The sequence below is a fragment of the Variovorax endophyticus genome (assembly GCF_025376855.1).
Lineage (GTDB): Bacteria > Pseudomonadota > Gammaproteobacteria > Burkholderiales > Burkholderiaceae_C > Variovorax.
Genome location: NZ_JAHUTH010000004.1, coordinates 160,990 through 177,332 on the forward strand (window position 1 = coordinate 160,990; position 16,343 = coordinate 177,332).

At 69.3% G+C, this 16,343-nt stretch carries 18 protein-coding genes; 5 read left to right on the plus strand and 13 right to left on the minus strand.

Annotated elements, in window-relative coordinates; all coding sequences use genetic code 11:
• Window position 1 precedes the first annotated feature (1 nt).
• On the plus strand, window positions 2-955 hold the full coding sequence (gene rsgA / locus KV106_RS07230) for a ribosome small subunit-dependent GTPase A (RefSeq protein ID WP_261208586.1): 954 nt from the start codon (window positions 2-4) through the stop codon (window positions 953-955).
• Here the strand turns inward: rsgA and hisC are convergent.
• The 7 genes from hisC to rpsP all read right to left on the minus strand — a co-directional run bounded on the left by hisC (window position 949) and on the right by rpsP (window position 6,112).
• On the minus strand, window positions 949-2,058 hold the full coding sequence (gene hisC, locus KV106_RS07235; RefSeq protein WP_261208587.1) for a histidinol-phosphate transaminase: 1,110 nt from the start codon (window positions 2,056-2,058) through the stop codon (window positions 949-951). The genes rsgA and hisC overlap by 7 nt on opposite strands.
• 4 nt (window positions 2,059-2,062) lie before the next feature.
• On the minus strand, window positions 2,063-3,064 hold the full coding sequence (locus tag KV106_RS07240; RefSeq protein WP_057590642.1) for a CobD/CbiB family protein: 1,002 nt from the start codon (window positions 3,062-3,064) through the stop codon (window positions 2,063-2,065).
• Between the two features lie 83 nt (window positions 3,065-3,147).
• Window positions 3,148-3,873 carry a CoA pyrophosphatase gene (locus KV106_RS07245; protein WP_261208588.1) on the minus strand — a complete coding sequence of 242 codons (726 nt, stop codon included), beginning with the start codon at window positions 3,871-3,873 and terminating at the stop codon, window positions 3,148-3,150.
• A 135-nt stretch (window positions 3,874-4,008) separates the two neighbouring features.
• Complete coding sequence (gene rplS / locus KV106_RS07250; protein ID WP_057590644.1) at window positions 4,009-4,389, minus strand: 50S ribosomal protein L19; 381 nt, start codon at window positions 4,387-4,389, stop codon at window positions 4,009-4,011.
• Between the two features lie 110 nt (window positions 4,390-4,499).
• The gene (trmD, locus tag KV106_RS07255; protein WP_261208589.1) at window positions 4,500-5,246 is read right to left on the minus strand and encodes a tRNA (guanosine(37)-N1)-methyltransferase TrmD; all 747 of its coding nucleotides are present in this window, start codon (window positions 5,244-5,246) and stop codon (window positions 4,500-4,502) included.
• Between the two features lie 29 nt (window positions 5,247-5,275).
• On the minus strand, window positions 5,276-5,830 hold the full coding sequence (rimM, locus tag KV106_RS07260) for a ribosome maturation factor RimM (RefSeq protein ID WP_057590646.1): 555 nt from the start codon (window positions 5,828-5,830) through the stop codon (window positions 5,276-5,278).
• Between the two features lie 18 nt (window positions 5,831-5,848).
• Window positions 5,849-6,112, minus strand: a complete 264-nt coding sequence (gene rpsP / locus KV106_RS07265) for a 30S ribosomal protein S16 (protein WP_057590647.1) — start codon at window positions 6,110-6,112, stop codon at window positions 5,849-5,851.
• Between the two features lie 217 nt (window positions 6,113-6,329).
• Here rpsP and KV106_RS07270 point away from each other — a divergent pair, with 217 nt between their 5' ends.
• The gene (locus tag KV106_RS07270) at window positions 6,330-6,851 is read left to right on the plus strand and encodes a GNAT family N-acetyltransferase (protein ID WP_261208591.1); all 522 of its coding nucleotides are present in this window, start codon (window positions 6,330-6,332) and stop codon (window positions 6,849-6,851) included.
• A gap of 31 nt (window positions 6,852-6,882) precedes the next feature.
• Window positions 6,883-7,329: an NINE protein gene (locus KV106_RS07275; protein WP_057590649.1), complete on the plus strand. Its 447-nt coding sequence runs from the start codon at window positions 6,883-6,885 to the stop codon at window positions 7,327-7,329.
• Between the two features lie 100 nt (window positions 7,330-7,429).
• Here KV106_RS07275 and KV106_RS07280 read toward each other — a convergent pair whose 3' ends face one another.
• The 6 genes from KV106_RS07280 to hda form a co-directional block, all read right to left on the minus strand.
• Window positions 7,430-8,722, minus strand: a complete 1,293-nt coding sequence (locus KV106_RS07280; RefSeq protein ID WP_057590650.1) for a porin — start codon at window positions 8,720-8,722, stop codon at window positions 7,430-7,432.
• A 421-nt stretch (window positions 8,723-9,143) separates the two neighbouring features.
• On the minus strand, window positions 9,144-10,154 hold the full coding sequence (locus tag KV106_RS07285; RefSeq protein WP_057590651.1) for an inorganic phosphate transporter: 1,011 nt from the start codon (window positions 10,152-10,154) through the stop codon (window positions 9,144-9,146).
• Between the two features lie 13 nt (window positions 10,155-10,167).
• Window positions 10,168-10,812: a DUF47 domain-containing protein gene (locus tag KV106_RS07290; protein WP_261208593.1), complete on the minus strand. Its 645-nt coding sequence runs from the start codon at window positions 10,810-10,812 to the stop codon at window positions 10,168-10,170.
• A gap of 201 nt (window positions 10,813-11,013) precedes the next feature.
• On the minus strand, window positions 11,014-11,733 hold the full coding sequence (gene folK / locus KV106_RS40000; protein ID WP_314733632.1) for a 2-amino-4-hydroxy-6-hydroxymethyldihydropteridine diphosphokinase: 720 nt from the start codon (window positions 11,731-11,733) through the stop codon (window positions 11,014-11,016).
• Entirely contained in the window at window positions 11,730-13,340 is a 1,611-nt protein-coding gene (gene pcnB, locus KV106_RS07300) for a polynucleotide adenylyltransferase PcnB (RefSeq protein WP_261208599.1), read from the minus strand. The genes folK and pcnB overlap by 4 nt, the downstream gene beginning before the upstream one ends.
• 19 nt (window positions 13,341-13,359) lie before the next feature.
• Window positions 13,360-14,046 (minus strand): DnaA regulatory inactivator Hda, encoded by a 687-nt coding sequence (gene hda / locus KV106_RS07305; RefSeq protein WP_314733633.1) that lies wholly within the window; start codon window positions 14,044-14,046, stop codon window positions 13,360-13,362.
• Window positions 14,047-14,190: 144 nt separating this feature from the next.
• Between hda and purM the strand changes: the two genes are divergently transcribed.
• Window positions 14,191-15,231 carry a phosphoribosylformylglycinamidine cyclo-ligase gene (purM, locus tag KV106_RS07310; RefSeq protein ID WP_057590655.1) on the plus strand — a complete coding sequence of 347 codons (1,041 nt, stop codon included), beginning with the start codon at window positions 14,191-14,193 and terminating at the stop codon, window positions 15,229-15,231.
• 35 nt (window positions 15,232-15,266) lie between these two features.
• Window positions 15,267-16,337 carry an AI-2E family transporter gene (locus tag KV106_RS07315; RefSeq protein ID WP_057590656.1) on the plus strand — a complete coding sequence of 357 codons (1,071 nt, stop codon included), beginning with the start codon at window positions 15,267-15,269 and terminating at the stop codon, window positions 16,335-16,337.
• The last annotated feature ends 6 nt before the right edge of the window (window positions 16,338-16,343 follow it).

A 16,343-nucleotide genomic window follows, 5' to 3' on the forward strand; every position in this document is an offset into this window, starting at 1 on the left:
TTTGGCTAAGCCGGGCCGCGAGCGCCAGCAGGGCCGAGCCTCGGCCGATGCGCTGCACGACGGCCTCGTGGTGGCCAGCCACGGCCGCCACTGCCTGGTCGAGACGCCCGAAGGCGAACGACGCATCTGCCATCCGCGCGGCAAGAAGAGCCAGGCTGTGGTCGGCGACCGCGTGCGCTGGCAGGCCAGCGAGGACGAAGGCACGATCGAGCAGGTGGTGCCGCGGCGCAACCTGTTCTACCGCCAGGACGACATCCGCACCAAGTCCTTCGCGGCCAACCTCGACCACGTGCTGATCCTGATCGCGGCCGAGCCCGAGTTCTCCGAACACCAGCTCGCGCGCGCCCTGATCGCGGCCGAGGCGGAGCGCATCACGCCGATCATCGCGCTCAACAAGAGCGACCTGGTCGAACCCTTCGAGCGCGCCTGGCGCAAGCTCGCACCCTACCGGCGCATGCACCACGGCGTGCTGCCGCTGTCGCTCAAGGCCTCGGGCGAGGTCGACCACGCCTCGCTGACGCAGCGCCTCGCGGGCAAGACCACGCTGGTGCTCGGCCCCTCGGGCGCGGGCAAGAGCACGCTGATCAACCTGCTGGTGCCGGGCGCCACCGCGCTCACCGGCGAGATCTCACAGGCGCTCAATTCGGGCAAGCACACCACCACCAGCACCACCTGGTACTGGGTCGACGCGGCGCGCAGCACCGCGCTGATCGACTCGCCGGGCTTCCAGGAATTCGGCCTCAACCACATCGCGCCGATGCAGCTCGCGGGCCTGATGCCCGACATCGCCGAGCATGCGGGCGAGTGCAAGTTCTACAACTGCACCCACCTGCACGAGCCGGGCTGCGGCGTGATCGCGCACGTGGAATCGGCGGCCAACGACGGGCCGATCAGCGCCTCGCGCTACAGGATCTACGGCGACCTGTTCGCGGAGCTCAGCGAGACGCGCTACTGAGCCTGCAGGATTTCGCGCAGCCGCTCCACCAGCACGCTGCACTGCGCGCGCGTGCCGATGCTGATGCGCAGGTACTGCGCGATGCGCGGCTGGCGGAAGTGCCGCACCAGCACCGCGCGCTCGCGCAGCGCGGCGGCCAGTTCGGCGGCATCGCGCGACGGATGCCGCGCGAACACGAAATTGGTCCGCGAGGGCAGCACCTCGAAGCCCAGGTCCTCGAGCTGCAGCACCAGTCCCTCGCGGGTGTCGACGACGTCGTCGCGCGTCTTGCGGAACCAGTCCTCGTCCTCGAGCGCCGCCACGGCGCCGGCGCTCGCGAGCCGGTCGAGCGGGTAGGAGTTGAAGCTGTCCTTCACGCGCACCAGCGCATCGATCAGGTGCGACTGGCCGCAGGCGAAGCCCACGCGCAGGCCGGCCAGCGAACGCGACTTCGAGAGCGTCTGCACCACCAGCAGGTTGGCATGGTGCGGGATCAGCGGGAGCGCGCTCTCGGCGCCGAAATCGACGTAGGCCTCGTCCACCAGCACCACGCGCTCGGGACAGGCGCGCAGCAGTTCCTCGATGCGCGCCAGCGGCAGGCCGATGCCGGTGGGGGCATTCGGATTGGCGACCACGACGCCCGCGCAGCCTTCGCGCGCGCGATCGGCCATGGCGGCCACGTCGATACGCAGGCCCTCGTCGACCGGCAACTGCTCGCAGGCGATGCCGTAGAGCTGCGCATAGACGCGGTAGAAGCTGTAGCTGATGTCGGGCATCAGCAGCGGCTCGCGCTGCTGGAAGAAGGCGAAGAAGGCGTGGGCCAGCACCTCGTCGGAACCGTTGCCCGCGAAGACCTGCTCGACCGCGAGCCCGTGGCGGCGCGCGACGGCTTCGCGCAGCGCGAGCGAGGTGGGGTCGGGATAGAGCTCGAGGCCGTTCTCGGCCGCCTCGCGGATCGCCTGGATGGCGCGCGGCGACGGGGGATACGGGTTCTCGTTGGTGTTGAGCTTCACGAGGTCCCGGATGCGCGGCTGCTCGCCGGGCACATAGGGCTCGAGGTCCGCGATGCGCGGGCTCCAGAACGAAGGCGCGCGCCTGGCCGCCGGATCGATCGAATCGGCCATGGGCTCAGCCCAGCAGCCGCGCGAGCGTGAGCAGCGCGAGCAGCACCATCCACATCACGACCGAGCGCCAGACCAGGCCCACCACGCTGCGCAGGTGGCCGGGCTCGGGCTCGCGGCCCGGCGTGCTGCCGCTGTCGGTGCGCCGGGTGTCGGCGAAGGATTCGCCGGCCTGCGCGCGCGGCAGCGGATCGACGCTGGGGATGGGCCGCAGCCGGCCGCCGCCCAGGCGCACGTTGACCGCGCCCGAGGTGGCCGCGAGGATCACGCCGTCGTTCTCGCTCGAAAAGCGGCGCGCGTCGTTGCGCCAGCAGTCGATCGCTTCCTCGAAGCTGCCCACCACCGCGAAGCCCAGCGCCGTGATGCGCGCGGGCAGCCAGTCGATCGCATGCCAGGCGCCCTCGGCGGCCTGTTGCACCGATTCGCTCGAGGGCTGCACGGCGGCGCCGTTCTTGTGCGCCCAGTAGCGCGCGACGAATTCGCTCATGCGGTAGAAGACCGCGCCGGCCGGCCCCAGGCCGACCGCGGCGAGCACCGAGAACCAGGCCAGCACGCCGAACACGTGGCGGTGCGCGGCGATCACCGAATGCTCGATCACATGGCGCACGATCTCGCTGCGCGGCAGCTCGGCGGCGTCCACGCCCTGCCAGTGCGCGAGCAGCGAGCGCGCGAGCGGCTCGTCGCCTTCGTCGAGCGCGTCGCGGATGTCGGTGAAGTGGTGGCTGAACTGGCGAAAGCCCAGCGTGACGTAGAGCACCGCGATGCTCCAGAGCACCGCGAACGGCAGCCCCAGCGTGAGCACCAGCAGCCAGTGGATGCCGAGCGCGAGCAGCGTCGGCACGAAGACCGCGAGACCCCAGGCGATCCATCCATGGTGCGGCTTGCCCGCGTCGAAGTTGCGGCTGGTCCAGCGCGTCCATGCGAGCACGCCGCCATACACGGGGTTGTGCGGGGCCAGCGGCCGCACCTGCTCGATCAGCAACGCACACAGGATGGCGAAGAAGCTCATCCAGAGATGATAGCGAGACAGCCCCGTCGTTCGGGGCTTGCGGGCCTATGAGGCCGACAGAACTCGCCGTTTCTTCAGGCGGCTCAGGCGCTCAGGAAGCGGTAGAGATTGCGCAGCATGCCGGCCGTCGCGCCCCAGACGAAGCGCTCCTCGCTGCCGTCCTGGTAGGGCATCGAGTACCAGTGCCGCTGCGTCCCGTCGCCCGCGGGAACGGCATGGCGGCGGTGGTTGGCCGGGTCCATGAGCCAGCCCAGCGGCACCTCGAAGGCCTGCGCGACCTCGTAGGGATTGATGGTGAGCTCGAAGCCGGGCTCGACCAGCGACACCACCGGCGTGACGATGAACGAGGTCACGGTGGTGTAGGTCGGCAGGCTGCCGAGCACCTCGATGTAGCTGGCCGACAGGCCGACCTCTTCCCAGGCCTCGCGCAGCGCGGCGGCCGCGATGTTGGCGTCCTCGGGATCGACGCGGCCGCCCGGGAACGCGACCTGTCCCGAATGGGTCGACAGGTTCGCGGTGCGCTCGGTGAGCAGCACGGTCGGGCCCTGCGGGCGCTGCACGATCGGCACCAGCACGGCCGCCTGCGCGGGCTCGCGGCCGGTCATGCGCGGCTCGCGGCGCAGTTCGGGCGCCCAGGCCGGCGGCGAAGCGAAGCGCGCGCGCAGCGCCTGCGCCGTCAGCTGCTCCAGCGCCACCGCGGGCAGCCCGTCGGCCGTGCCGCCACCCACCACCGGGACCTTGCGCGGGTCGAATGGCGGCAGCATCGTGGGCACGACGGCATTGACGGGTTCGGAGGTGGCGGAGGACATGGACGGGGCGGCGCTGGAGGCGGTCAAGTGATCGATCGTGAGGCGAAGGGTGAACGGACGAAAGGGAAACGGGGGCAAAACGCAAAAAGCCGCCAGAGCGGCGGCTTTTTCGCAACAGGCAAGCCTGCGGGCAGCTTACGCGGCCGCGGCGCTCGACGACTTGCCGGGCAGCTTTTCCTTGATGCGAGCCGAACGGCCGCTGCGGTCGCGCAGGTAGTACAGCTTGGCGCGGCGCACGTCGCCGCGGCGCTTGACTTCGATGTTGGCGATCAGCGGGCTGTAGGTCTGGAAGGTACGTTCCACGCCTTCGCCGCTGGAGATCTTGCGCACGGTGAAGCCGCTGTTGAGGCCACGGTTGCGCTTGGCGATCACCACGCCTTCGTAGGCCTGCACGCGCTTGCGGGTGCCTTCGACGACGTTCACGCTGACGATGACCGTGTCACCGGGCATGAAATCGGGGATGGTCTTGCCGAGGCGGGCGATTTCTTCCTGCTCGAGAGTCTGGATGAGGTTCATGATTTCCTGATATCGATCGTGTCCGCGCTGCACAAAAGGCGTCGTTGGCGCAGTCATGCGGGATGACTTCGCACCGGACGCGGCCGGCCAGAGGATCGGGGAGCCCGCGATTATAGCTTTTTTTTGAGCACCGCCTCATCGGCGGCGTTCAGGCGTCCGGCGGAGCGGGCCGCGTCGATCAATTCGGGGCGTTCCCGGGCGGTGATCGCCAGCCGCTGGTCGCGGCGCCAGCGCTCGATCTGCGCATGATGGCCCGACATCAGCGGCGCCGGCACGCCCTGCCCGTTCCACTGCTCGGGCCGCGTGTAGTGCGGGCAGTCGAGCAGGCCGTCGAGCGCGGGATTGAAGCTGTCCTGCACATGGCTGGCCTCGTCGCCGAGCACGCCGGGCTGCAGCCGCGCCACCGCGTCGAGCAACGCCATTGCCGGGATCTCGCCGCCCGACAGCACGAAGTCGCCGAGGCTGACCTGGTGCGTGACATGGGCGTCGATGAAGCGCTGGTCGATGCCTTCGTAGCGGCCGCAGATCAGCACCGCGCCCTCGCTCGCCGACCAGCGCTCGACCGCTTCGTGGCGCAGCGCCTCGCCGATCGGCGAGAACAGCACCACCGGCGCCGGCACGCCGCGCGCGGCCTGCGCCGCGGCGAGGCAGGCCGACAGCGGCTCGGCCATCATCACCATGCCGGGGCCGCCGCCGAACGGGCGGTCGTCCACGCGCTTGTAGTTGCCGTTCGCGTAGTCGCGCGGATTCCACAGCACCACCTCGACCTGCTTCGACTCGTAGGCGCGGCGCGTCACGCCGCTGGCCATGAAGGGCGCGAACAGTTCGGGAAACAGCGTGAGGATGTCGAAGCGCATGCGCGCGGACCGCGGCGGCGGGGCCGGGATCAGTAGTCGGGCTGCCAGTCGACCGTGATGCGCCGGCCCGCGAGGTCGACGCCGTCGACGAAGGCCGAGACGAACGGCACCATGCGCTCGATGGCCTTGCCGTCCTGCTCGGCCGCGATCACCAGCGTGGTCTGCGGGCCGGTGGCGAGCAGCTCGCGCACCGCGCCGAGCACGATGCCTTCGCGGTTGACCACCTCGAGGCCGATCAGGTCGACCCAGTAGTACTCGTCGTCGGCGGTGCTCGGAAAGCTCGAGCGCGGCACGAACACGCGCGCGCCACGCAGCGCCTCGGCCGCGTTGCGGTCGGGCACGTCACGCGACGAGGCGACGATGCAGTCGGAATGTTCCTTGGCTTCGCTGATCGCGAGCCGGAAAGCGGTGGCGGCCGAAGCCCCGGGGGCCTGCAGGAACCAGCGCTTGGAAGAAAAAAGCGCCTCGGGCTGGGCGCTGTGGGGCAGGACCTTGAACCAGCCCTTGATGCCCCAGGCATCGGCGATGCGGCCTACTTCGATCGCGTCCGCCGGCAATTCGGCGGCTTCGAGCGCGGGCAGCATCGCCGGTGGCCGGGCTGCTTAGGCGGCAGCCTTGGGAGCGGCCGCGGCGGCTTGACGGATCAGGCGCGCGACGGTGGGCGAGGGCTGGGCGCCGACGCTCTTCCAGTACGTCAGGCGGTCCTGAGCGATACGGATGCTTTCTTCGTTTTCCTTGGCGGTCGGGTTGTAGAAACCCAGGCGCTCGATGAAACGGCCATCGCGGCGAACGCGCTTGTCCGACACGACGATGTTGAAGAACGGACGGCCTTTGGCACCGCCACGGGAGAGTCGAATGACGACCATGATTTATCCTTGGGTGGGTCGCAGGCCTTCGTGTTTGAAGATGAAAACCTGCTCACGATGTTCTTCCAGCGTCGAGACACGCGACATGGCCACCCGGCCAGCGACACGCTGAAAAGCCCACGATTATAGCCCGCACCGCGTTCCGGCCGAGAATTCTTGCCTGCACTGGCCAGTTTCCGGCCCATTCACGGCCATTTCGCCTCCCCAATTTCCCCTCATGACAACGATCCGCCCCAGCCGGGAAGACGACATCCCGGCGATCGCCGCCATCTACGCCCACCATGTCCTGCACGGCACGGGCACCTTCGAGACCGAGCCGCCCTCCCCCACCGAGATGGCCGCCCGGCGTGCCGACGTGCTGGGCAAGGGGCTGCCCTACCTGGTCGCCGAGCGCGACGGCGCGCTGCTGGGTTTCGCCTACTGCAACTGGTTCAAGCCGCGCCCGGCCTACCGCTTCTCGGCCGAGGACTCGATCTACCTGGCCGAGGCCGCGCGCGGCCAGGGCCTGGGCGCGCGGCTGCTGGCCGCCCTGTGCGAGGCGGCCGAGGCCGCCGGCGTGCGCAAGCTGATCGCGGTGATCGGCGACTCGGCCAATGCCGGCTCGATCGGCGTGCACCGCGGCCAGGGCTTCACCCAGGTCGGCGTGCTCAAGGACTGCGGCTGGAAGTTCGGCCAGTGGCGCGACGTCGTGCTGATGGAAAAGAGCATCGGCGCGGGCAGCAGCACCCATCCCGAATGAACGAAGCAACGAAAGCAGGATCGAGCACCGCATGAAAAGCAAGACGACCACGGCCTGGCTGGCCTTCCTGGGCGGCCCGCTGGGCCTGCACCGCTTCTACCTGCGCGGACTGGGCGACTGGCTCGGCTGGCTGCTGCCGATCCCGACCGCGCTGGGCCTCTACGGCATCGAGCGCGTGCGCATGTTCGGCGTGGACGACGGCTGGAGCTGGGTGCTGATCCCTTTCCTCGGCTTCACCATCGCCGGCTGCGCGCTCACGGCCATCGTCTACGGCCTGATGACGCCCGAGAAGTGGAATGCACGCTACAACGCGGGCGCGGCACCCGACGCGGAACCGGGTCGCACGAGCTGGGCCACCATCGGCGCGGTGGTGCTGGCACTGTTCTTCGGCAGCACGATCCTCATGGCGAGCATCGTGTTCAGCTTCCAGCGCTACTTCGAGCACCAGGTCGAAGAGGGACGGAAGATTTCCCAGTAGATCCGGGGATTGGCACCCGGCGCCGACGCCGGGTACCAACCAAAAAAACCACCCGACCAGAGCCGGGTGGCAAACCTTGGAGACAAAAAAGACGCGGGAATCAGAAGCTGTGGCGCAGCCCGAAGTCGTAGCCCGTCGACGAGCGCGGTGCCCAGCCGGCGGTCGCCAGGTAGGCCGGAGCGCCACCGGTGGTCACGCGGTTGAACACGGCCGTGTTGTTCTGGCCATCCTTGATGCGCACGCGGGCGATCGTGGCGTACAGGGCGGTGCGCTTCGACAGGTTGTGCACGTAGCCCAGCGCGAACTGGTTGGCCTTGGTCGACAGCTCGGGGTTGCCGAACAGCGCGGTGGCCGGGTTCACGAAGCCGTTCTGGCCGGCCTTGTACTTCACGTAGCCGTACGAAGCCTTGATCTGGCCCGGGCCCACCGGCACGCTGACGCCGAGCAGGAAGCCGTCGTACTTGTCGGTCACGCTGTCGACGAAGGTCAGGGCGCCCAGGGCGGTGGCCGTGTCGAACTTGTTGCGGACCTGCGAGTATTCGCCGAACAGCTTCGCCGCGCCGAGGTCGTAGCTCGCGCCGAGGTTGAAGGTGTTGATGCGGTTCTTGAACGCTTGCGAAGCCAGCGCCGGGGTCAGGACCGTGGTCGCGGTCAGCGGCGTGGTGTCCTTGTTGTCCTGGCCGTAGGAAACGGCGACGTCCAGCGGGCCGTTGGCATAGCCGACACGGCCGCCGAAGTACGAACCGCGCTTCGAGGGCGACTCGATCACGTTCTCGTCGAACTTGACGTTCTCGTGCAGCGCGTACTGGAACTGGCCATAGAAGCCACCGAGGTTCGGCGGCAGGAAGTAGCCGATGCTGTTGCTGGCGCGCGCGTAGTTGTCGCTGGCCGAAGCGCCGTTGGGCGCGGTGCCTGCCTTGCGCGACAGCGAGTCGCCGACGCGGCTGATCAGGCTCGTGCCCACGCCACGCAGACCGAAGGGATCGAACACGTTGTCGTTCCAGTAGGTGGGCGTGTAGTCGCGACCGAGGCGGATTTCGCCGAAGCCACCCGACAGGCTCACGGTGGAGCGACGGTCGAACGCGGCCACGCCGGTCTTGCCGTCATCGTTGGTGATGCCCGATTCGAGCCAGAAGCTCGCTGCCAGGCCACCGCCCAGATCTTCCGTGCCGCGGAAACCGAGGCGGCTGGAGCTGCTGCTGCCGTTCGCCAGGGCCGTCTGGCTCTGCTTGCGCGAAGCGCCGTAGAGCAGCGGGTTCGTGCCACGGTACTCGCTCTTGGTCGAGTAGTTGCTCACGCTCGCATCGACCACGCCGAACAGCGTCACCGACGATTGAGCAGCCGCTCCGCCGGCCGCCAGCACGGCGGCCAATGCCACCAGGGATTTTTTCATTTCAGCTTCCTCTTTCTTAAGCACAACAAGCGTCCTGGGCGGTTCTTCGAGGAACCACCCCGGAACGGGGGGACACCGGGGATTCCGCGGCGGCTCGCCGCGGTTTCTCGCATGCATCGGATCGCGTTTCATGCGGCGCCGGCGTGGGACCGGCTCCGAGCGACGTTGCACGCGATGCATCTGCAATCGGGTGCAGTGATGGTCTCGTGCGCGGGTGAAGAGTCCGTGACAACCCTTAGAGTCCGTTCACGGAAACGGGACTCTTTGGCGCGATAACAACACGCTCAGAAAGTTGTGCTGAAACGCACTGCGCTGCGCTGCGATCGCACGGCATCGGGCAGCCGTGGTCCAGCAATGGCGAATGAGGGATGACGGTGCGCGCAGCCGATGCGGCTTCGAGCTGCGCCCCGAACAACGAGGCTCAGAAGATCTGCCAGCTCACCCAGTAAGCAATCGCCGCCACGAACGCCGATGCCGGGATCGTGAAGATCCATGCCCACACGATGTTGCCCGCCACGCCCCAGCGCACCGCGCTCGCGCGCTGCGCCGAGCCCACGCCGACGATGGCGCCGGTGATGGTGTGGGTGGTCGACACGGGAATGCCCAGCGCGGTGGCCAGGAACAGCGTAAGCGCGCCGCCGGTCTCGGCGCAGAAGCCGCCCACGGGCTTGAGCTTGGTGATCTTCTGGCCCATGGTCTTGACGATGCGCCAGCCGCCGAACATGGTGCCCAGCGCGATCGCGGCATAGCAGCTCACGATGACCCAGGTCGGCGGTTCTGCCTCGCCAGCCGAGGCGTAGCCGGTGGCGATCAGCAGCATCCAGATGATGCCGATGGTCTTCTGCGCGTCGTTGCCGCCGTGGCCCAGGCTGTAGGCGCCGGCCGAGACCAGCTGCAGCCGCCGGAACCAGCGGTCGATGCGCGAGGGCGTGGCGCGGCGGAAGGTCCAGGCCACGATCACCATCATCAGCGAGCCGAGCAGGAAGCCCAGCACCGGCGAGACGAAGATGAAGGCCACGGTCTTCCAGATGCCCGAGGCGACGAGGCCGCTGGTGCCGGTCTTGGCGATCACGGCGCCGACGATGCCGCCGATCAGCGCATGCGAGGAGCTGCTGGGGATGCCGTAGTACCAGGTGACGAGGTTCCAGCTGATGGCGCCGATCAGCGCGCCGAACACCACATGCACGTCGACCACGCCGGGCTGGGCGATGCCCTTGCCCACGGTGGCGGCCACGCTCAGATGAAAGACGAAGATCGCGATCAGGTTGAAGAAGGCGGCGAACACCACGGCCTGGCCGGGCCGCAGCACGCCCGTGGACACCACGGTCGCGATCGAGTTGGCGGCATCGTGGAAGCCGTTCATGAAGTCGAACAGGATCGCGAGCGCGACCAGCACCATCACCACCCAGAGGGCGACCTGCACCGTTGCCATCGGTCGTGCCCGCTCAGGAGTTCTCGAGGACGATGCCCTCGATCACGTTGGCCACGTCCTCGCACTTGTCGGTGATCGTCTCGAGCAGCTCGTAGATCGCCTTGAGCTTGATGACCTCGCGCACGTCGGGCTCCTCGCGGAACAGCTTGCTCATGGCGCTGCGCATCACGCGGTCGGCGTCGGACTCGAGGCGGTCGATCTCCTCGCAGGTCTTCAGGGTGGCCTCGGCCACGGCCGGGTCGGCGATCTTGCCGAGGTACTTCACGGCGTCCTTGAGGCGGTCGCAGCACTTCACGCTCAGCGTGGTGAGGCGCACGATCTCCTCGGTCATGTGGCGCACGTCGTACAGCGCCATGGTCTCGGCCGAGTCCTGGATCAGGTCGGCCACGTCGTCCATGGTGTTGATGAGCTTGTGGATCTGCTCGCGGTCGATCGGCGTGATGAAGGTCTTGTGGATCAGCCGGTTGACGTCGTGCGTGACGCGGTCGGCCGCGCGCTCGGCGTTGTCGACGTCGCGGTTGTACTGCTCGCGCAGGTGCACGTCGTTGTAGTTGGTGACGAGTTGCTCGAACGCCCGGGCCGCCTCGACGATGCGCTCGGCGTGCTGGTTGAACATCTCGAAGAAATTGCCCTCGCGGGGCAGCAGCTTGCCGAACATGGCGACTCCTGGAGGACGTCAATCACAGTTTCATGACGCCTTGATGAAAAACCCGCGAAGTTTAAACGGGCGGATCGTGCGATCCGGACCTTGGGGGGTTGATCTTTTCGTTGTATATGCGCGCGGCGTGGCTGCCGCGCAGCCGCCAGCAGCATCACCGGCGCGACGCCGGCGGGATCGAGGCCCGCCCTGGCGGCCCGCTCAAGCCTGGGGATCGGTGTCGCGCAGCCGCTCGATGACCTGCTTCGACACGCGCGCCAGCGCGGCGCGCGGCACCTTGTCGGGCGCGATCTCCGCCAGCGGCTTCAGCACGAAGGCGCGCTCGCGCATGCGCGGATGCGGCAGCGTGAGCGCGGGCGTGTCCTTGACCGTGTTGCCGTGCGTCAGCAGGTCGAGGTCGAGGGTGCGTGGCGCATTCGGGAACGGCCGCTCGCGCCCGGCCTCGAGCTCGAGCTGCTGCAGGTCGGCCAGCAGCGCCTCGGCCGTGAGGCCGGTGCGCACCGCGACCACGGCATTGATGAAGTCGGGGCCGGTGGCATCGACCGGCGCGCTGCGATAGAGCGAGGAACTGGCCGTCACGGTGGTGCGCTCGATCGCGCCGATGGCGAGGATGGCGGCGCGCACCGCCGCGGCGGCATCGCCGAGGTTGGCACCGATCGCGATGAAGGCCTGGACCGTGGGGTACTCGTCGCGGGACCGGCTCGGGGGCCGGGCCGGGCCGGAGCCGCCCGAGCGACCGGCCGGCCTGCGCGCCGGCGCGGCGCCCTTGCGGGCCGGGCCGGCGGAACTGGCGCCGCGGCCGCCGGGCTTGCGATCGCCATCGCGGGCATCGCGCGGTGCCTGGCGACGGCCCTCGCCGCCCCCCGCGGGCTTGCGGCCGCCCGCGCCCTTGCCGCCCGGCGGGCGCCCGGTGGTACTCATTCGGACGCGGCTGGCGCGCCGCCCTCACCACCGGTACGCGGCTTGCGGCGGCGCCGGCGCTTGCGCGGCGCGGCCGCCTCGCCATCGGGCGGCACGGCAGCACCGGCTTCGCCGTCGGCCGCCTCGTCGTCCGCGCGCTCGTCGCCGCGCGCGGCGGCGCTCTTGACGACCACGGGACCGGCCGCGGGCGCGGTGTTGCGCACCCGCACGCGCTGACGTGTCTTCTGTTCGTCGCGCACCTGGTCCAGCAGGTCCTGGCGCCGCGTGTCGTCCGAGGTGCTGAACTCCTGCCACCACTCGGCGATGGCCTCGCTGACCTCACCCACGTCGGCGCGCAGGCGCATGAAGTCGAAGGCGGCACGGAAGCGCGCCTGCTCGACCAGGCTGTAGGGCGTGGAGCCGGTGCGCTTGTCGAAGCGCGGCTGCATCATCCAGATCTCGCGCATGTCGGCGGCCAGCTTGCCGCGGCCCGAGACGTCGCCGATGCGCGCGTTGAACACGTCGTCGATCGCGTCCTGCAGCGCCGGGAACGGCGGCTGCGCGCGCTGGCCGTTGCGGCCTTCCTGGCGCTGGGCCCAGCCGTCGCGCACGTCGGCCCACAGCACGCAGGCCAGCAGGAAGCTAGGCGCCACCGGCTTGCCCTCGCCGACGCGGCGGTCGGTGTCCTGCAGCGCGGCCTTCACGAACGGCAGGTCGGCACGCTCCACCACCACGTCGAGCAGCGGATAGATGCCCCTGGCCAGCCCCAGCTTGCGCAGCTGCTCGACGGTGGCGATCGCGTGGCCGGTCTGCAGCAGCTTGAGCATCTCGTCGAACAGGCGGCTCTGCGGCACGTCGGCCAGCAGCTTGCTCGACTCGACCAGCGGCGCGCCGGTCTTGGGCTCGAGCTTGAAGCCCAGGGCCGCGAGCTTGGCCGAGAAGCGGATGGCGCGGATGATGCGCACCGGGTCCTCGCGGTAGCGCACGGCCGGGTCGCCGATCATGCGCAGCACCAGCTTCTGGGCATCGCGGATGCCGTGGTGGTAGTCGATCACCACCTGCCGCGCCGGGTCGTAGTACATCGCGTTGACGGTGAAGTCGCGGCGCGCGGCGTCTTCCTCCTGCGGGCCCCAGACGTTGTCGCGCAGCACGCGGCCGCTGGCGTCCACGGCATGGGTCATGCCCGCGAGCTCGCCCTTGCTGGTCCGCTCGTTGCCGCTGACCTGGCCGGCCGCGGCCGCGTCCATGTAGGCGCGGAAGGTCGAGACCTCGATCACCTCGTGCTCGCGGCCGCGCCCGTACACCACGTGCACGATGCGGAAGCGCCGCCCGATGATGAAGGCGCGGCGGAACAGCCCCTTGACCTGCTCGGGCGTGGCATTGGTCGCCACGTCGAAGTCCTTGGGCCGCAGGCCGAGCAGCAGGTCGCGCACCGCGCCGCCCACCACGTAGGCCTCGAAACCGGCCTGCTGCAGGGTGGTGACCACGTTCTTCGCGCGTTCGTCGACCAGGGCCGGATCGATCCGGTGAACCTCCGCCGGCACTTCCTCGCGCTTGCCGAAGCGGCTCTTTCCCTGTGCGCCGCCGGCGGATTTGCCGAGCAGCTTGTCGATGAATTTCTTGATCATTGGTTGAGAAGGGTTCTTCTTATTCGTTTTCGAGCATGGAGCGGATCAACGGAATGGTGATCGCGCGTTGCGTCTGCAGCGCATAGCCGTCGAGCTGCGTGAGCAGCTCCATCAGGCTGCCGAGGTCGCGGCTGAAGCGGTGCAGCATGTAGTCGAGGACATCGTCGGACAGCATCACGCCGCGCGCATCGGCGGCCTGGCGCAGCACGGCGCGCCGCTCGCTCTCGCCGAGCACCTGCAGATGGAACACGTGGCCCCAGCCGAGGCGGGTGCGCAGGTCCTCGCGCAGCGGCAGATCGGCCGGCGGCAGCGCGCCCGCGGCCACCACGCCGCGCTGCAGGCTCTGCGCATTGACGAACCAGTTGAAGGCCGCGTGCTGCTGCACGGCGGTGTAGAGGTGCACCTCGTCGAGCAGCACGGCGACCCAGCGCTCGTCGAACTCGGGCGGCTCCAGCAGGCCGGCGTGCAGCCAGCCCACGCTGGCGCCCTGCTCGCGCAGCGCCACGCGCACCGATTCGAGCAGGTGGGTCTTGCCGCTGCCGCTTTCGCCCCACAGGTAGGTGGGCACGGGCGAGTGGAGCGCCGGACTGCCGGCGCCGCCCACCCACAGTTGCAGGTGCCGCAGCGCCGCCTCGTTCGGGCCGGCAAAGAAGGCGTCGAAGCTGGGGCCCGTCGCGATGCCGATATCGAGCGCGAGCTGTTTCATCCCGGGAAGGTTCATGGAGGGGGCGGTCAACGCCCGTAAAATCGTCCGGAATTCTATCGGCCCGGCCGTTTCGCCCTTTGACCCTCCCCCCCGGGGTGCCATCGCGGCCGGTGCGCTTTCCATTCCTCTCGCTTCCAACCAGCCATGACCTCCCCTCTGCCCACTCCGCTCAGCTACAAGGACGCCGGCGTCGACATCGATGCCGGCGACGCGCTGGTCGACCGCATCAAGCCGCTCGCGAAGAAGACCCTGCGCGAAGGCGTGCTGGCCGGCATCGGCGGTTTCGGCGCCCTGTTCGAGGTGCCCAAGCGCTACAAGGAGCCGGTGCTGGTGAGCGGCACCGACGGCGTGGGCACCAAGCTCAAGCTGGCCTTCGAATGGAACATGCACGACACGGTCGGCATCGACCTCGTGGCCATGAGCGTCAACGACGTGCTGGTGCAGGGCGCCGAGCCGCTGTTCTTCCTCGACTACTTCGCCTGCGGCAAGCTCGACGTCGACACCGCCGCGGCGGTGGTCGGCGGCATCGCGCGCGGCTGCGAGCTCTCGGGCTGCGCGCTGATCGGCGGCGAAACCGCCGAGATGCCCGGCATGTACCCGGCCGGCGAGTACGACCTGGCGGGCTTCGCGGTCGGCGCGGTCGAAAAGTCGAAGATCCTCACGGGCCAGAACGTCAAGCCCGGCGACGTGGTGCTGGGCCTGGCCTCGGCCGGCGTGCATTCCAACGGCTTCAGCCTGGTGCGCAAGGTGATCGAACGTGCCGGCGCCGAGCTGCCCGCCACGCTCGACGGCAAGCCCTTCCGCGAGGCCGTGATGGAGCCCACCCACCTCTACGTGAAGCCGGTGCTCGAGGCGCTCGGCAAGCACCCGATCAAGGCGCTGGCCCACATCACCGGCGGCGGCCTGCTCGAGAACATCCCGCGCGTGCTGCCCGAAGGCACGGCCGCCCACCTGAAGAAGGGCAGCTGGCCGCAGACCGAGCTGTTCGCCTGGCTGCAGAAGGTGGCCGGCATCGACGACATCGAGATGAACCGCACCTTCAACAACGGCATCGGCATGGTGGTGGTGATCGACGCGGCCGAGGCCGCCGCCTGCGCCGCCACGCTGCGCGCGGCCGGCGAGACGGTGCACGAGATCGGCGCGATCGCCGAGCGCGGCGAAGGCGCCGCCGTGGTCGTCGCCTGAACCCACCGGGTTTCGACGCGCAAGCGCCCTCCCGGATGACCAAGCCCCTGCCCACCGCTCCCATCGCCCCCGTGCCGCCACGCAGCGCCCCGCGCAACGTGGTGATCGCCAGCTACCTGCTGATGCTCGCGGGCCTGATGCTCGTGATGTGGCAGCACCTGCTGCCGGGGCTGCTGTGCGCCTGCATCGGCTTCCTGGCCACGCGCTTCTTCGCGCGGCTGATCGGCCGCGGCCTGGCGCGCTTCGCGCCACTGCGCGCGCGCGGCGACGGCATCGCGCGCGTGCTGGCGGTCACGCTGGTGCTGCTGGCGCCGATCGCGCTGGTCACCGTGGGGCTGTCGCAGGCGCGGGAATACGTCATCGACGCACCCGACCAGTACCGCGAGCTGCTCGACTACACGGCACGCACCGTGCTCGAGCTGCGGCTGAAGCTGCCGCCCGAGATCGCGGTCTACCTGCCCGAGGGCGCGGCCGAGATCCAGCGCATGGTGGCGAACTACATGCGCGCCCAGGCCGGCATGCTGGCACTCACCGGCCGCGCCTGGCTCGGGGCGCTGCTGTTCGCCTACGTGGGGCTGATCATCGGCGGGCTGGCCGCGGTGGCGCATGCGCGCGGACCGCGCCGGCCGCTGGCGGAGGAGCTGCACCAGCGCATCACGATGTTCGGCCAGGCTTTCGGCCAGATCGTCGCGGCGCAGTTCTGGATCGCGGCCTTCAACACGCTGCTGACCGCCATCTTCCTGCTGGTGCTGATGCCGCTGTGGGGCCCGCACCTGCCCTACACGCCCGCGCTGATCACGCTGACCTTCGTCGCCGGGCTGGTGCCGATCGTGGGGAACCTGGTGTGCAACGCGGTGATCACGCTGGTGGCGTTGTCGGTGTCGCCGGTCACGGCCGCGGCCTGCCTGGCCTTCCTGATCCTGATCCACAAGGCCGAGTACGTGATCAACGCCAAGGTGGTGGGCAGCCGCACGCAGATGAGCGTGTGGGAGCTGCTGGCCGTGATGTTCGTGGCCGAGGCGGTGTTCGGCCCGGCCGGGCTGGTGGCGGCGCCGCTGTTCTACGCCTACCTCAAGAAAGAGCTGCAGGCCGGCGGCCTGGTCTGAGGCGGC

What these genes read in the sequence shown, in the direction of transcription:
- hisC (WP_261208587.1), bottom strand. Translation starts at nt 2,058, where the DNA reads ATGGCCGATTCGATCGATCCGGCGGCCAGGCGCGCGCCTTCGTTCTGG.
- KV106_RS07240 (WP_057590642.1), bottom strand. Translation starts at nt 3,064, where the DNA reads ATGAGCTTCTTCGCCATCCTGTGTGCGTTGCTGATCGAGCAGGTGCGG.
- KV106_RS07245 (WP_261208588.1), bottom strand. Translation starts at nt 3,873, where the DNA reads ATGTCCTCCGCCACCTCCGAACCCGTCAATGCCGTCGTGCCCACGATG.
- rplS (WP_057590644.1), bottom strand. Translation starts at nt 4,389, where the DNA reads ATGAACCTCATCCAGACTCTCGAGCAGGAAGAAATCGCCCGCCTCGGC.
- trmD (WP_261208589.1), bottom strand. Translation starts at nt 5,246, where the DNA reads ATGCGCTTCGACATCCTCACGCTGTTTCCCGAACTGTTCGCGCCCTTC.
- rimM (WP_057590646.1), bottom strand. Translation starts at nt 5,830, where the DNA reads ATGCTGCCCGCGCTCGAAGCCGCCGAATTGCCGGCGGACGCGATCGAA.
- rpsP (WP_057590647.1), bottom strand. Translation starts at nt 6,112, where the DNA reads ATGGTCGTCATTCGACTCTCCCGTGGCGGTGCCAAAGGCCGTCCGTTC.
- KV106_RS07270 (WP_261208591.1), top strand. Translation starts at nt 6,330, where the DNA reads ATGACAACGATCCGCCCCAGCCGGGAAGACGACATCCCGGCGATCGCC.
- KV106_RS07275 (WP_057590649.1), top strand. Translation starts at nt 6,883, where the DNA reads ATGAAAAGCAAGACGACCACGGCCTGGCTGGCCTTCCTGGGCGGCCCG.
- KV106_RS07280 (WP_057590650.1), bottom strand. Translation starts at nt 8,722, where the DNA reads ATGAAAAAATCCCTGGTGGCATTGGCCGCCGTGCTGGCGGCCGGCGGA.
- KV106_RS07285 (WP_057590651.1), bottom strand. Translation starts at nt 10,154, where the DNA reads ATGGCAACGGTGCAGGTCGCCCTCTGGGTGGTGATGGTGCTGGTCGCG.
- KV106_RS07290 (WP_261208593.1), bottom strand. Translation starts at nt 10,812, where the DNA reads ATGTTCGGCAAGCTGCTGCCCCGCGAGGGCAATTTCTTCGAGATGTTC.
- folK (WP_314733632.1), bottom strand. Translation starts at nt 11,733, where the DNA reads ATGAGTACCACCGGGCGCCCGCCGGGCGGCAAGGGCGCGGGCGGCCGC.
- pcnB (WP_261208599.1), bottom strand. Translation starts at nt 13,340, where the DNA reads ATGATCAAGAAATTCATCGACAAGCTGCTCGGCAAATCCGCCGGCGGC.
- hda (WP_314733633.1), bottom strand. Translation starts at nt 14,046, where the DNA reads ATGAAACAGCTCGCGCTCGATATCGGCATCGCGACGGGCCCCAGCTTC.
- purM (WP_057590655.1), top strand. Translation starts at nt 14,191, where the DNA reads ATGACCTCCCCTCTGCCCACTCCGCTCAGCTACAAGGACGCCGGCGTC.
- KV106_RS07315 (WP_057590656.1), top strand. Translation starts at nt 15,267, where the DNA reads ATGACCAAGCCCCTGCCCACCGCTCCCATCGCCCCCGTGCCGCCACGC.